13 protein-coding genes, 1 tRNA gene and 1 pseudogene are annotated in these 13,519 nt (G+C 36.8%); 8 read left to right on the forward strand and 7 right to left on the reverse strand.

From position 1 onward, the window contains the following. The first annotated feature begins 54 nt into the window (after nucleotides 1-54). The gene (locus ACFING_RS03845) at nucleotides 55-894 is read left to right on the forward strand and encodes a DUF1460 domain-containing protein (protein WP_375611962.1); all 840 of its coding nucleotides are present in this window, start codon (nucleotides 55-57) and stop codon (nucleotides 892-894) included. Between the two features lie 711 nt (nucleotides 895-1,605). Here the strand turns inward: ACFING_RS03845 and ACFING_RS03850 are convergent. After that, nucleotides 1,606-2,514: a cation diffusion facilitator family transporter gene (locus tag ACFING_RS03850; protein WP_375621387.1), complete on the reverse strand. Its 909-nt coding sequence runs from the start codon at nucleotides 2,512-2,514 to the stop codon at nucleotides 1,606-1,608. 767 nt (nucleotides 2,515-3,281) lie between these two features. Between ACFING_RS03850 and ACFING_RS03855 the strand changes: the two are divergent. Further along, nucleotides 3,282-4,091, forward strand: a pseudogene (locus ACFING_RS03855) (TrmH family RNA methyltransferase). A 277-nt stretch (nucleotides 4,092-4,368) separates the two neighbouring features. Here the strand turns inward: ACFING_RS03855 and mnmA are convergent. Continuing rightward, nucleotides 4,369-5,592 carry a tRNA 2-thiouridine(34) synthase MnmA gene (gene mnmA / locus ACFING_RS03860; protein WP_375629977.1) on the reverse strand — a complete coding sequence of 408 codons (1,224 nt, stop codon included), beginning with the start codon at nucleotides 5,590-5,592 and terminating at the stop codon, nucleotides 4,369-4,371. A gap of 390 nt (nucleotides 5,593-5,982) precedes the next feature. On the opposite strand from mnmA, the gene ACFING_RS03865 reads away from it, so the two are divergent. Beyond that, nucleotides 5,983-6,258 carry a DUF1153 domain-containing protein gene (locus ACFING_RS03865; protein WP_273790817.1) on the forward strand — a complete coding sequence of 92 codons (276 nt, stop codon included), beginning with the start codon at nucleotides 5,983-5,985 and terminating at the stop codon, nucleotides 6,256-6,258. 139 nt (nucleotides 6,259-6,397) lie between these two features. Here ACFING_RS03865 and ACFING_RS03870 read toward each other — a convergent pair whose 3' ends face one another. Beyond that, a complete protein-coding gene (locus tag ACFING_RS03870) occupies nucleotides 6,398-6,784 on the reverse strand; it encodes a flagellar export protein FliJ (RefSeq protein WP_375606932.1) in 387 nt (128 codons plus the stop codon). A 564-nt stretch (nucleotides 6,785-7,348) separates the two neighbouring features. On the opposite strand from ACFING_RS03870, the gene ctrA reads away from it, so the two are divergent. Next, the gene (gene ctrA, locus ACFING_RS03875) at nucleotides 7,349-8,050 is read left to right on the forward strand and encodes a response regulator transcription factor CtrA (protein WP_273790819.1); all 702 of its coding nucleotides are present in this window, start codon (nucleotides 7,349-7,351) and stop codon (nucleotides 8,048-8,050) included. A 223-nt stretch (nucleotides 8,051-8,273) separates the two neighbouring features. On the opposite strand, the gene chpT is transcribed toward ctrA, so the two are convergent. Continuing rightward, on the reverse strand, nucleotides 8,274-8,912 hold the full coding sequence (chpT, locus tag ACFING_RS03880; protein ID WP_375621390.1) for a histidine phosphotransferase ChpT: 639 nt from the start codon (nucleotides 8,910-8,912) through the stop codon (nucleotides 8,274-8,276). Nucleotides 8,913-9,126: 214 nt separating this feature from the next. On the opposite strand from chpT, the gene ACFING_RS03885 reads away from it, so the two are divergent. Genes ACFING_RS03885 through ACFING_RS03895 form a run of 3 tightly spaced genes read left to right on the forward strand, consistent with a single transcriptional unit; the run spans nucleotide 9,127 to nucleotide 10,393 of the window. Continuing rightward, nucleotides 9,127-9,723: a DUF1134 domain-containing protein gene (locus tag ACFING_RS03885; RefSeq protein WP_375613340.1), complete on the forward strand. Its 597-nt coding sequence runs from the start codon at nucleotides 9,127-9,129 to the stop codon at nucleotides 9,721-9,723. Between the two features lie 27 nt (nucleotides 9,724-9,750). Continuing rightward, on the forward strand, nucleotides 9,751-10,137 hold the full coding sequence (locus tag ACFING_RS03890; protein ID WP_375611956.1) for a hypothetical protein: 387 nt from the start codon (nucleotides 9,751-9,753) through the stop codon (nucleotides 10,135-10,137). Then, complete coding sequence (locus ACFING_RS03895; RefSeq protein ID WP_375611955.1) at nucleotides 10,127-10,393, forward strand: hypothetical protein; 267 nt, start codon at nucleotides 10,127-10,129, stop codon at nucleotides 10,391-10,393. The genes ACFING_RS03890 and ACFING_RS03895 overlap by 11 nt, the downstream gene beginning before the upstream one ends. A gap of 324 nt (nucleotides 10,394-10,717) precedes the next feature. On the opposite strand, the gene ACFING_RS03900 is transcribed toward ACFING_RS03895, so the two are convergent. Next, the gene (locus ACFING_RS03900; protein ID WP_375621391.1) at nucleotides 10,718-11,836 is read right to left on the reverse strand and encodes a DegT/DnrJ/EryC1/StrS family aminotransferase; all 1,119 of its coding nucleotides are present in this window, start codon (nucleotides 11,834-11,836) and stop codon (nucleotides 10,718-10,720) included. 49 nt (nucleotides 11,837-11,885) lie between these two features. After that, nucleotides 11,886-12,842 carry a Gfo/Idh/MocA family protein gene (locus ACFING_RS03905; protein WP_375613400.1) on the reverse strand — a complete coding sequence of 319 codons (957 nt, stop codon included), beginning with the start codon at nucleotides 12,840-12,842 and terminating at the stop codon, nucleotides 11,886-11,888. Nucleotides 12,843-13,006: 164 nt separating this feature from the next. Between ACFING_RS03905 and ACFING_RS03910 the strand changes: the two genes are divergently transcribed. Then, nucleotides 13,007-13,083 (forward strand) — tRNA-Met (locus ACFING_RS03910). 222 nt (nucleotides 13,084-13,305) lie between these two features. Here ACFING_RS03910 and ACFING_RS03915 read toward each other — a convergent pair. After that, a partial coding sequence (locus ACFING_RS03915) for a DnaB-like helicase C-terminal domain-containing protein (RefSeq protein WP_375629979.1) occupies nucleotides 13,306-13,519 on the reverse strand: 214 nt, incomplete at its 5' end.

The raw sequence follows: 13,519 nt of genomic DNA on the forward strand, positions 1-13,519 counted from the left end.
GTTCTTTTAGTACGTGTTGTCCGTGAATTGTTAAATTTAAAAATGGTGTGTAAAATGCAAAAAATATCCCTATTAATTCTCACTTTAATGCTAGTGATAGGACGTGATGTCCAAAATTCTTATTCACAAGAGGGGGGGATAGAAAATAAAATAGAAACACAACAAACAACCAGCGTAGAGCTAGATCCCTATACTTTAAATAAATTAAATGCTCTTCTCAAAAAGCGTTCAGAAATAAATGATCACGAAAAAGGAGCCGTGATTGACTTTCTTTCTGAAGCTTTTTTAGGAACACCTTACAAAGCTAATATGTTACATGGCTCAGAAAATACACCAGAAAAACTGATTATTGATTTTAGAAGCTTAGATAACTTCACTTGTATGGATTATGTTGAAGCATTGCGCAAATCAACATCCCAAACAGAATTCATAAATAACGTCATAAAAACGCGTTATATTAACGGTAATGTTGATTTTTTAAATCGGAAACATTTTTTTACGGATTGGGCTTATAGAGAATATAAACTCGCCACTGATATTACCGCTGAAATAAGTCCCCATGCGGTAAAAATAGAAAAATATCTCAACAAAAAAGCTGATGGTGAAAGCTATCTTCCTGGACTTCCAGTTGTGAAACGCACAATAACGTATATTCCAAGTAACTTTATTAATGAAGAGGTTATAAGCCGTTTAAAATCAGGGGATTTCATTGGTATTTATGCAAAACTTGCTGGATTGGATGTAACACATGTGAGTTTCTTTATCATGACAGATAAAGGGCCGATGTTACGACATGCTCCTTCACACAAAGAAAATGAAAAAGTCGTCGATACCCCTTTTATGGATTATGTTGCAAAAACACCAGGAATCGTCGTTTTAAGAGCCCTTGAATAACATCATAGCGATATGAAATAGCTTTTCTATTCTTAATAGATATACTGAAGCTATTCAGATAAACGTCTAACTTTGTATAATCTACACGGATAAAATCATATTTGAAGAATGGCGGTTATAATTACCTTTACTGACTGAAGGCTGAAGGCAAACAAAACTCTGTTATTTCTTGTATCATACTTTCTTTTCATATGCTCGAGCTAAGAATTATCTATAGACCACCGCCATTCTAATCTTTATGAATATAAAAATATTTTTTTTGCAAGCATAAGTAAAATAAGGTATGTTATGATTATTGTCTCACAAAGTATTTTATATAAAATTTATAATTAAGCTCTATTTCCTCTCGCCCTCAAAAACAAGAGATCTATTCTTGACAGCCACGTAAACAATACATCTTCTTAAGCCAATTTCAGCGGATAACCATTTCATGTAATTCAATTAAACGCCACCAGCAAGCCTTACTGCTCGGCATTGACCGCGCACTCAAAAAATACTTAAGAGATCAAATTTTATAGGTCTTATCTCACCACACCCTAAATGACAGTGTACGAAATAAATCTTGCCTTAAGAGACTCTGTTTAATCTTCCCCTTTATTGATGCAAAAATACAATCAACAAAAGAGCATCATCGTATTTTCAAGAGATATGAGTTGCCACACCGTAAAAAATTAATGTTCGTAACATGACAACCCATTTGAAAAAATCTTTTTATATAAAAGGGATCACCGTTGTACCAGGAGGCAATTTTGCCTCATCTTCAGGCTCGACATGAATAGAAATACGCACATTATCAAATTCTTTTTGAAGAACAGCTTCGATTTTATCACAAATTTTATGTGCTTCTCCTACCTGCATTATAGCAGGCACAACCAAATGAAACTCTATAAAAGTAACCCTCCCAGCAACACGCGTCCGCAAATCATGGACCTCAAGCGCACCCGATGCATTTGCAGAAATCAGCTCACGAATCCGCATGCTTTCATTCAATTCAACGCCAACATCCATTAATCCCTGAACAGCATTTCTAATCACCTTCCAGCCCTGTAAGAGAATATTAACGGCAACGATTATCGCTAAAATTGGATCTAAAGCTCCCCATCCTCCGACAAAACCGGCAATCAAACCAATTAAAATTGCAAGCGACGTAAAAACATCAGTTATAAAATGTACTCCATCAGCTTTAAGAGCCGGTGAGCGATGGAGTTTTCCCTGCCCAATAAGAACCATTCCCCACATACAGTTTATGACAGTTGCAATAAGATGAATAACAAGCCATATTCCAGGTTTCTGCAACAATTTAACGGTAGAAAGAGCTATCCATGCTTCTCTTAAAATAACAATTGCCGCAATAATAATGAGTACCCCTTCAAGAATTGCGGAAAAATATTCCGCTTTATGATGCCCAAAGGGATGATCATGATCTGCTGGCTTCATACTCACTTTAACAGCCCACCATGCTGCCAATGACGCAAGAATATTAACGATTGATTCCAATGCATCAGAATAAAGTGCAACCGAATCTGTGATGTGATATGCCCAATATTTCAAAGCAAAAACAATACACGCAATAAAAATAGAGTATAAAGTTAAGCTTTGTATATTGATTTTTACATCCATGAACCTCATCCTTTTCTTCACGAAATAGGGAATTAATATTTTCAACCATATCATTATACTTTTGGCATAACGACGATCTTTCCTCAATATTACAGAAGCTTCATCATACAATAAACGCCTCAGCTCACCATTATTATCGTAAAAACTGCTCAGTTACACGAACAGCACCAATAAATAAAGAAGAGAGAAAATAATAGAAAAAAGAGCTTTCCCAAGAGCAATCAAACACATAACCTTCATTATTAATCGTTTTCTGAATAACTTAAAGCCATCTCACTTCTCATAAACGAAAAACTTGTTTTTGCTCAAATCTATCATGATCATGCATTATTTTTCAGTCTTATGATGTGCATTATAACCCATCTATAAGCCATCTTTGCACCTTAGAAAAAATATCTTAGCACTCTACGGTAACTTTACAGGTCAACAGGATTTTAAAATATGATTTACTGAAAAATTTAGATATAAAAAGAAGAACAATGATTACCCTCAAAAAAAAAGAATCTGGGCATTGGGGACCCAGATTCTTTTCCCTTAAAAACTAAGGGCATACAGAACTTGGGAAATAGCGGGGACCCAAGACACTGCACCCGATACGAGAAAAAATATATGATTCCGTATCAGTATTTTTACATTATACCTATGGTTGCATATTGTCAATACAAATTCTACCATAAGTTTTAAAAAATATTTTTTTATCTCTTCTTTTTAAATAAAACAAATTCTAACATCTGGAAATCATAAGAAAAAAGCACTAAAAATCTCGCATGCATTTGAATATCATAACAATCAATGAAACAGATGATCCACGCCTAAAAGCCTATCATAATATCCGTGAAAAAGATCTTGTTGGACGGCAACATCAATTTATTGCTGAAGGCAAAGTAACATTGTCCGCATTACTACATTCGAAAGAGTTTTCTGCCATCTCACTGCTCATCGTAGCAAACCGTCTCTCTGGACTTCTACCGCTTTTAGAAAAAACACAGCCCCTATGTCCCATTTATTGCGTTCCACAAAAAGTTATGGATAATATCACCGGCTTCCATGTTCATCGTGGTGTTCTGGGTATTGGTAAACGCAAAATACTGCCATCCTTACAAAGTTTTTTACAATATCTTCCAGAAAAAGCTTTGATTCTTGTTTTATGTGGTATCTCAAATCACGATAATATGGGATCAATTTTTCGTAATGCAGCAGCCTTTGCCAGTAATGGCATTATTGTCGACAAAACCTCATGCGATCCACTTTATCGCAAATCAATAAGAGTTTCTGCCGGCGCTGCTTTAAAAGTACCCTATACGTAAAACGCTGATATAGATGACATTATAGCTGCTCTAAACGATGAAAACTTTCATCTTTATGCACTCTCCCCTTCTGCCTCACACACTCTCAAACAAGCCAACAAAAGCAAAAGAATAGCACTTATTTTTGGAACAGAAGGCGATGGCTTACCACTCCACATACTAAAACAATCAAACACCTTACGTATTCCCATGACTGACGGTTTTGACAGCCTTAATGTTGCCACAGCCTCAGGTATTGCACTTGCTCATTTTACCAACTTTGACCACTAAAGATGATAACACTTCAAGTTATAGAACATACCTAATGTTGTATGTTATCTACCAGTCTCCAATAATATTGCCGTTCCCTAGCCTTTGAAAGCATTGATAAAAAACATTTTTACATTTTTTTCATCACTTTCCACACCCTAACCCCGCTTATGACGTGCAGAAGATATAATTTTGATGGATTCAATCATAAAACAAACTTTCAATGAGAAAATCTTCCGGAAGTCTCTCATTCAAGTTTAAGATTAAAAAATATCATTATAAATCAATCTACTATGCTTTATAAAGCTGTTGTTTTTAGTTCTGAGGAAACAGGATCTTTTGTTTCGAGATTGCATAAAACGCGCTTCAACATCATTTCAGTATCAGCTGCACGTTCTGAATGTGTTACAAATCCTCCCCCAAGAATACGCGCCTCATGACCATTTCCATCATAAAGAACGCAAGCTTGCCCTGGTGCCACACCATTTTCACATTCCAATAAATCAACAGAAAAAATACCTTCTTTATAATGTAAGCGCGCAAGGTGAGGAGGACGCGTTGAACGCACCTTTACAGCCACCTCAATACCTTGAGAAGGGAAATTATCTAACGACTCATCACCAAGCCAATTCACATCACGTAAAAAAAGCTTATGCGTTTCTAACATTTCACGCGGTCCAACAATAACACGTGCATTTTCCACATCGAGATAAACTACATAAAGCGCTTCACCCGTTGACACCCCAATACCACGACGTTGACCAACCGTATAATTAACAATTCCCGAATGTTTACCTAAAATCTTTCCATCAATATGGACAATAACGCCAGGATTAGCTGCTTCTGGACGCAGTTTTGCGATAACATCTGAATATTTTCCTTGTGGAACAAAACAAATATCCTGACTATCATGCTTATTGGCAACCACAAAGCCCATTTCTGCTGCCATTTCACGAACGCGGGCTTTTGGAAGGTCACCAAGTGGAAAACGCAAATAATCAATCTGGTCTTGTGTCGTTGCAAAGAGAAAATAACTCTGATCACGATCATTATCGAGAGGACGAAAGAGTGCTCGATGCGCTCCGTTGGAACGCGAACGAATATAATGTCCCGTAGCCAAAGCATCCGCCCCCAATTCGCGTGCGGTTGCTAATAAATCAGCAAACTTAACCGTTTGATTACATGCAATACATGGTACTGGGGTCTCTCCATGAGCATAACTTTCTGCAAAAGGATCAATAACAGCTTCGCGAAAGCGCTTTTCATAATCAAGAACATAATGCGGTATTCCTAATGTTTCTGCAACGCGGCGTGCATCCTCAATATCTTGTCCTGCACAACACGCCCCCACCCGATGCGTTGCTTCCCCATGATCATAAAGCTGCAACGTAATGCCAATAACATTATACCCTTCCTTTTTCAAAAGACCTGCAACAACCGATGAATCAACCCCCCCCGACATTGCAACAACAATGCGAGAATCCTCAGGTTGTCCTAGTAAATCAAGACTGTTTAAAAACATGTATTCATTCTCTATTTAATGCTCTGTTTAATGGCTAGCCATATGTTGACATTCTGATGCACGCTCTTTAGCACTTTTACACGATTGATTGTCTTTATATTATTTTTTTATCCTTTCCACAACCATAGGCATTACTTTCTTAAAAGCTGCTGCAAACAAAAAAAGAATGATGGAAATAAGGCATAATGGTAATCGTTTAGGAGAAAACCTTTTTTCTCTTTTGAAAAATCCGGTAAAATATTGCAAGAATCTCTTCTACACACTTCAACTTGAGCTTCTTTTTACATACCCAATCACTTTATTAATTTTTTCTTTCAGCGCTTTTAGCTCTTTTTTAAATTTCATGCTCTATAAACGAATCAAGTCCTTGACTAAAGGTAGAGGATACGAATGAGCAACTTGATAAAAACACAAATGAAATATGTTATTGGGCCAGATGGAAGTCCGCTTACAATTGCCGACCTACCGCCGCAAACAACACGGCGCTGGGTGATTCGTCGCAAAGCTGAAGTTGTTGCGGCTGTCAGAGGTGGATTGTTAAGTCTTGACGAAGCATGCCACCGTTATACTTTGACTGTAGAAGAATTTCTTTCATGGCAAAGTTTAATCGATGAACACGGTTTAGCGGGATTACGAACGACCAAGATTCAACACTATAGGCATTAAGTTGCCATTGATTAATAACATAAAGCAATCTATAAAACAGCCAAACTTGATAGAAGTTTGGCTGTTTTATACTATATCCAAAAGATAAACCTAAAAGAATGGATTTTTCAATAATTGCTTTTATCATCCAGCCATTAAATTAGCCAACCATTGAATTAGATTGAATCAAAATATCCTTATCATCCGCAGCAATCTTCTTTTCTCGTGCTTCCAAAAGCTGTGCACGTTGCAGCTCTGTATTAGCTTCATGGAGAGCAATTTCAGCATTTGTTTTTTGAAGTTCTAAATCACGAATTGAATTGATCAGATTATCACGTCTTTGCCGCGCTGCACGCGCAAAAGCAGAATAAGCAAAATGGTGAACATCATTGTTTCCAGATTTACGTTCTTCATGAGTAATCTGTGCTTCCAACTCTAACACCATTCGTTCAAATTCTGCGATCATCATCTCAAGCTGTGCAATTTCACGGCGCTTTCCACGCACTTGAAACATCCTCAATCGCACCATATTTTCTCGTGGCTTCATACTCACTACTCCTTGATTGCGCCAACTCAAAACTCGTATTCACACCCAATAAATATCTTTTAGTTATATATCTATCCGACAAAAACAGTCTCTTAACTTGAAATTATAATAATTTTTGCCTTGCATTAAAGCATCTGAAAATACAATCTGCTTTAAAGAGCAATAACTATTTCTTTAACTTTTCCCCCCATTATAAACTGAAGAGGTTTAAAGCTCAGTAAATAAACACTGAAATTGTAAAAAAGTAATTTATAAAGCTCTTTTACAAATTTTTTTAAGTTAAAGTTTATAGAAAAAGCCCTCCTTTTTTATTATGTTAAAAAATATAAGATTTTTCTAAAATAATTTTGTAGCCTCTTTCAAAAATAAAAATATTTTGTTAACCACTATCATGGATAGTGGGGAATTTAGTAGTGATTGTTACGCGTACTACTGAAATGTTCATAAACGCTTTTTTATAAGTGTTTGATTTAATGAATTGTTTTTATAACAGTGGTTTTGCTAACTGATATAAAATAGAAATGCTCCTTATGATTCGTGAAGGAGCAAAGTGAGGGATCTAAAATGCGCGTATTATTAATTGAAGATGATAGAGCAGTTACTCAAAGCATTGAGTTGATGTTAAAGTCGGCAAACTTTAATGTTTATATCACTGATCTGGGTGAAGAAGGTATCGATTTAGGAAAACTCTATGATTATGATATCATTTTGCTTGATCTGAATTTGCCTGACATGTCAGGGTATGATGTCTTGCGGACTCTAAGGTTGGCAAAAATAAAAACTCCTGTCCTAATCCTTTCTGGTATGAATGCCATTGAAGACAAGGTTCGTGGTTTTGGCTTTGGAGCAGACGACTATATGACGAAGCCTTTTCATAAGGATGAGCTCATTGCACGTATCCATGCAGTTGTTCGTCGTTCAAAAGGACATGCACAATCGGTTATTGTTACCGGAGATCTCACCGTTAACCTTGACACAAAAACTGTCGAAGTTGCAGGGCGCCCTGTTCACTTAACCGGTAAAGAATACCAAATGTTAGAGCTTCTCTCTTTACGCAAAGGTACCACCCTTACCAAGGAAATGTTTCTCAATCATCTCTATGGTGGAATGGATGAACCAGAACTAAAGATTATCGATGTTTTTATTTGTAAATTGCGGAAAAAATTGGAAGCAGTCTCTTCCAGTGTAAATTACATTGATACAGTTTGGGGACGTGGTTATGTATTACGTGATCCAGTTGAAGAGAACGTACGAAAAACCGCTTAAGCAGTGAACATGCACATTGTAAAATCTCGGAGTGTAGCGGGCCGAGATTTTTTCCCGAGATCTTTTCTCTATTAAAAGTAGAGAACTCGCGCACTAAAAATCTCATATAGAAAGCGCTTAAAGCTTAAGAAGTAACCACACCCAATTTACACATATAACCTTATCGCTCATAAGTTCAATCGAAGCCACTTTTCCCAACACAGCTTAAGCGCTTCTCTCTTATTCAAAGCTTTTTTACACTTTCTAAAACAATACAACCATCACTTTCATCAATATTTATTTTCATCTCTGTCATCTGAGCAAGTAACATTGTGTAATAAAATTGGATGACATGTGCATCAATAAGCTCTTCTTGAACTTCTCCACGAAATAACGCAAGAAAATGAGGGGGTATACGGAGAGTTCTACCGAAAACCTCAAATCGAAAAGAACGTTTATTTTCTTCTTGCAAAATCATAACAACAATTTCACCACCACGAGAAACTGTTGCGTTTGCAATCAATAATAAATTAAGCAAAAGTTTAACTTCATCTTTTTCTAACAATAAAGAAGAAGCTTGCCATTTTAACGTTGCTTTTTCTTCTTTCATATATTGTTGAGCAACCTGCTCTGCAGCCCGTGTATCTATTTGTCCTCCACTTGCACCAGCAAAACCAAAAGCCAATCGCGCAAATTGTAGACGTGCAGCAGCACTCGCAACGGATAAACGCACCAATTGTAAAGCATCTTCTTCAGCTCCTCCTTCATCATAAAGCTCCATTGCATTTTGAATAGCTCCCACAGGTGAAATCAAATCATGGCAAATACGACTACAAAGCAAAGCAGCAAGATCCATAGGCTTCAAAGAAATATCTAACGTCATAATGATTGAAAACTCCTAGATTCAAAAAAACAAAATTTATTTTAAAGAAAAACTCTTAACATCTGATGCATAATAGGAAACATTAACAATCATGCTAAAAAATTCAGAAATAAATTCAAGAATTTAAATAACCTTATATCTTATTTTTTATTTGAATAGAATGAAATTTCTAATATTATCTTTTTGTTTATCACTAATAAAAGGAGAAAACTCCATGGCTCTCTCTCTGCTCAAATACTGGTACAAAAATATTATATCTTTAATCTTCCTTTTATTCATCACCATAAACACTACACAAGCTCGACTAAAACCAATAGAGCAAAACGAACCTCATTATTCACTCCAAGAAATTATTGATTCTGGTCATATTTTTTTTGGAAAAACAGCCAGTGGTCTGGCTGTTGCAATTCAAAATATTTTTTCAAAATACGGTTATCCCAATGCCTATATTTTAGGAGAAGAAGCTTCTGGTGCCTTTTTTGCTGGATTAACCTATGGCGAAGGAATGGTTTTTACCAAAAGCTATGGTCAACATAAAGTTTTTTGGCAAGGTCCCTCAGTAGGATGGGATTTTGGCGGCCAAGGCTCCCGTTTAATGATCTTAGTTTACAATCTTAATGGCATAAATAATTTATGGAGACGCTATGGTGGTATTTCAGGTTCGGCCTATTTAATTGCAGGTGTTGGTTTTCATGTCCTAAAATACCATAATACCTTGTTAATCCCAATACGTACAGGAGTCGGCGCACGCCTTGGTATCAATATAGGATATTTAAAATTAACACATAGACCGACATGGAATCCGTTTTAAACGGTTTCTTATTTGAAAAGGGGTATTATGCTTATTCAATCATTTCTTTTTTTTATACTTGGAGTTGCTTTCACTTCCTGGTTACTGGTGCTTTTATCTCCTTTTATTTGGCGTAAAGCCGTTCATTTTGCGTATAAAGATGTTTGTGCGAAAATGCCATTATCACTCGCGGAAATAGAAGCAAATCACGATTTTCTTCGTGCACAACATGCTGTAGAATTAGCAAACAACCAACAAAAGTACGAATTTTTGCAAAAAAAATATGTCCAACAAAAAATACAACTGAGCCAAGTAACAGAACAATTTTATCGGCTATGCCTCCCCACAAAAGATACTCTCACCAAAGAAGCGATAGCAATCAAACAAAATATCGCCACACTACACACTTCCAAAGGAAAGACAAATGATGCGTGAAAAAGTCGCACACTATCAGCAACGCTTACAAAAAATCCAAACTCATGAGCTGGACACGACCGCTAACCACCAATTGCTAGAAGAACTCCGAGAAGAAACAAAAGAACTTGCAGCAACATTGGCAGCTCAAATAGCGCTACAAGAGGGGAATACATCACCCATCAACACATTGATTCAAAAATCCAAAAGCAAAAATGACCTAGCATCACGTATTCGCCAAAAAATAACTTTTCTCTCCAAAAGCCCTGTTAAATAAGTTATCTTTTAAAACACCTTAAATGAAGAGTAAAATCAACAAAGGTTCATTGTAACTTTCATAACCCAAATCCTTTTTACTAAACGTGACTTTTTTGCTAAGCTAAAGGACAAAGTTTCTTAGCCCATACCGTTCTGTTAAAAAATATCTTCTTGTCTAGAAGCTTCACTTTCTAATCATATCACCGCTCTAAAGGACAACATTTCATAGGTCCTAGAAAGGAAATAATACCAAAATATTGGCCACACACTTTAACAAAAAATACCTTCTAAGATGGATCACCAATAGAGCTTTGACCATAATTTTAAGGATAAAAACACGCTCTCAAGAGTGATAAAAATCTCTTATTTTTTTGATAATCATATCCTGATCCGTTTGTGTCAAGTAAGGATGCATTGGTAAACTTAAAACACACTCTCCTAAAGACTCTGAAACAGAAAGGGAATCTTTTACATAAGGGAAGTGTTTATAAGCTGGCTGTTGATGTAAAGGAGTTTTATAATAAATCATTGTAGGGACAGAATTTTTTTGTAAAAAATCTTTTAATTTATCCCGCTCTTTTACCTTAATCGTATATTGTGCATAAGCAGAACGAATATTTTCTCCTATTTCTGGAACTGTAACAATATCTCTTAAGCCATTGGAATAGCGTTGAGCAATTTCCACACGCTTTTCCATTTCATCTTCAAAAATCGCAAACTTTTCTAGTAAAATTGCAGCCTGAATGCTATCTAGGCGCGAATTCATACCAATACGTACATTGTCATATTGCGTTTCACCTTTACCATGAAACAAAATAGAGCGTAAAAGTTCTGCAAAATGATCATCATTGGTCATCATAGCGCCTCCATCGCCATAACATCCTAATGGTTTTGCAGGATAAAAACTTGTAGCAGCCACATCACCAAAAGCACCACACATAGTATTACCGCTTCTCCCCCCCATAGATTGAGCAGCATCTTCAATTACAAAAAGATTTTCCTTTGCAGCCACTTGAGCAATTTGCACATAGTCAGCAGAAAGTCCAAATAAATCAACGGCAATAATAGCTTTTGGCTTTAGACGTCCCTCTTTTTTTACCATTTCGATAGCGTGAGAAAGTTTTTCAACATCAATATTGAATGTATCAGGTAAAACATCAACAAAAACAGGTTTAGCCCCCACCAAAGCAACCACTTCAGCCGTTGCTGAAAATGTAAAACTAGGACAAAAAACAGCATCGCCTGGACCAATATTTTTAGCCATAAGAGGCATCTTCAAAGCATCTGTTCCATTAGCACATGCAATCACATGTTTAACGCCAAGATATTCTGCCAATTTCTCTTCAAATTCTGTTACTTTTGGCCCCAAAATATACTTACCACTAGCGACTACATGCGCAATTGCAGAATTAATTTTATCTTCAATACGCGCACGCTGCGCCCCAAGGTCGATGAATTGCATATTAACTCCATTGATCATCACAAGAATGCAAAAGCGCTACCTATCTCTTTTATCTATTATAATTGACATCAGCAGCTGTTAAAATCCGTAAAACCGCAATAGCATCATCACCATTTGTACGAGGTGATTGACGCGTTTCAATACAATGAAGGAAATGCCGTAATTCGCAAGTAAGCGGCAAATCTTCACAAACATCAATGTAATTCAGCTCATCCATGCTAAAAGCCCACTCTTGATTTTCTTTCCAAACGGCAAAATGGTGCATTGCCAATTTACGACTCCACGGTTCCATATCATCAAAAACGAGTATAGCCTTTGTTCCAACAACAATTAAACGCCTCTCACGATAAGAACTCAAGCGTGAAGTAAAAAGATGACTACGCACACCATTTGGAAAAATCATATGAATATGAGAAAAATCAGAAATCTGATCAACGACAGCAGCCCCCTCACCGCGAATTTCGGAAGGTTCACATCCTGTCAACGCCAAAATCATTGAAAGATCATGAGGGGCAAGATCCCATAAAGCATCACTGTGTGTGTGAAATTTTCCAAAGCCTAATCTATGAGAATAAATATATCGCACATCTCCCACATCTCCGTTTTTCACCAATTCACACATTTTTTCAAAAGCTGGATGAAAACGCAAAATATGGCCCACCATAAAAACTCGCTCATAGGCCTCAGCCTCCTGAACTTGGCGTTTAGCATCAGAAACATTCAAGGCTATTGGTTTTTCCACCAAAACATCTTTACCATTTTTAACAGCACGGAGCACATTTTGCGTATGCAATTGTGGCGGCAACGCTAATACCAGCGCATCAATATCTCGATGAGTAAAAAGATCATCTGGTGTAACAACCTCTACACCATACAGTGTTGCAAAACTAGCAGCACGATCATTATCAATATCAGAAACTGCTGCTAAAGCCCCGAGAGAGTGGAGTGTCCGTATATGATTTTCACCCCAATGACCGCATCCTAAAACCGCTACACGTGGCACCATTTTCATGCCTTACCTTACTTTATCATATGAAAATTACACTTTTACATATCGAGGATAAAATAGAATGACAAGAGAAAAGCTTAAAAACGATGCTTGACATCTTACTATTCTACCCCTTATATCCGCAAAAGATGTAATTATTGACAATTATGATTGCTTATTTTGGCGGAGTAGCTCAGTAGGTTAGAGCAGAGGAATCATAATCCTTGTGTCGGGGGTTCAAATCCCTCCTCCGCTACCATTACTTTTTTATTGTGTGTGTAGCTTGCCAGTTGTAGTGTAGCTTGCCAGCGGGTTTTGTATATTTTGCCACTAGTGTAGCTTGCCAGCGGGTTTTGTATATTTTGCCACTAGGTTTTGTACCAATTTATTTTTTCTCAAAGAGTTTTTAAGGGGTTCTCAAAGGGTCTTCAAATGCTTTTCAAAGGGTATTTAAAGCTCTCTTTAACGCATTTTTCTGCTCCTATTTTTCCAAATCACTAAAGCATGTAAAGTCGGATTGAAATGCAAGGGGGACGATTCCTGTCGGACCATGGCGTTGCTTTGCTATAATAACCTCGGCTTTACCCTTGGCTTGCTCCATTGCCTCTTGCCATTTGTTATACTCAGCGGTGCCTTCTTTGGGTTCTTCATTTTTGAGATAATATTCTTCACGATAAACGAACAGAACAATGTCG

It is taken from the genome of Bartonella sp. AP150HLJHH, from assembly GCF_042196385.1.
Classification (GTDB): Bacteria; Pseudomonadota; Alphaproteobacteria; order Rhizobiales; family Rhizobiaceae; genus Bartonella.

Excerpts from the sequence above, each read along its gene's own strand:
- ACFING_RS03845 (WP_375611962.1), top strand. The coding sequence starts at position 55 with ATGCAAAAAATATCCCTATTAATTCTCACTTTAATGCTAGTGATAGGA.
- ACFING_RS03850 (WP_375621387.1), bottom strand. The coding sequence starts at position 2,514 with ATGGATGTAAAAATCAATATACAAAGCTTAACTTTATACTCTATTTTT.
- mnmA (WP_375629977.1), bottom strand. The coding sequence starts at position 5,592 with ATGTTTTTAAACAGTCTTGATTTACTAGGACAACCTGAGGATTCTCGC.
- ACFING_RS03865 (WP_273790817.1), top strand. The coding sequence starts at position 5,983 with ATGAGCAACTTGATAAAAACACAAATGAAATATGTTATTGGGCCAGAT.
- ACFING_RS03870 (WP_375606932.1), bottom strand. The coding sequence starts at position 6,784 with ATGAAGCCACGAGAAAATATGGTGCGATTGAGGATGTTTCAAGTGCGT.
- ctrA (WP_273790819.1), top strand. The coding sequence starts at position 7,349 with ATGCGCGTATTATTAATTGAAGATGATAGAGCAGTTACTCAAAGCATT.
- chpT (WP_375621390.1), bottom strand. The coding sequence starts at position 8,912 with ATGACGTTAGATATTTCTTTGAAGCCTATGGATCTTGCTGCTTTGCTT.
- ACFING_RS03885 (WP_375613340.1), top strand. The coding sequence starts at position 9,127 with ATGGCTCTCTCTCTGCTCAAATACTGGTACAAAAATATTATATCTTTA.
- ACFING_RS03890 (WP_375611956.1), top strand. The coding sequence starts at position 9,751 with ATGCTTATTCAATCATTTCTTTTTTTTATACTTGGAGTTGCTTTCACT.
- ACFING_RS03895 (WP_375611955.1), top strand. The coding sequence starts at position 10,127 with ATGATGCGTGAAAAAGTCGCACACTATCAGCAACGCTTACAAAAAATC.
- ACFING_RS03900 (WP_375621391.1), bottom strand. The coding sequence starts at position 11,836 with ATGCAATTCATCGACCTTGGGGCGCAGCGTGCGCGTATTGAAGATAAA.
- ACFING_RS03905 (WP_375613400.1), bottom strand. The coding sequence starts at position 12,842 with ATGGTGCCACGTGTAGCGGTTTTAGGATGCGGTCATTGGGGTGAAAAT.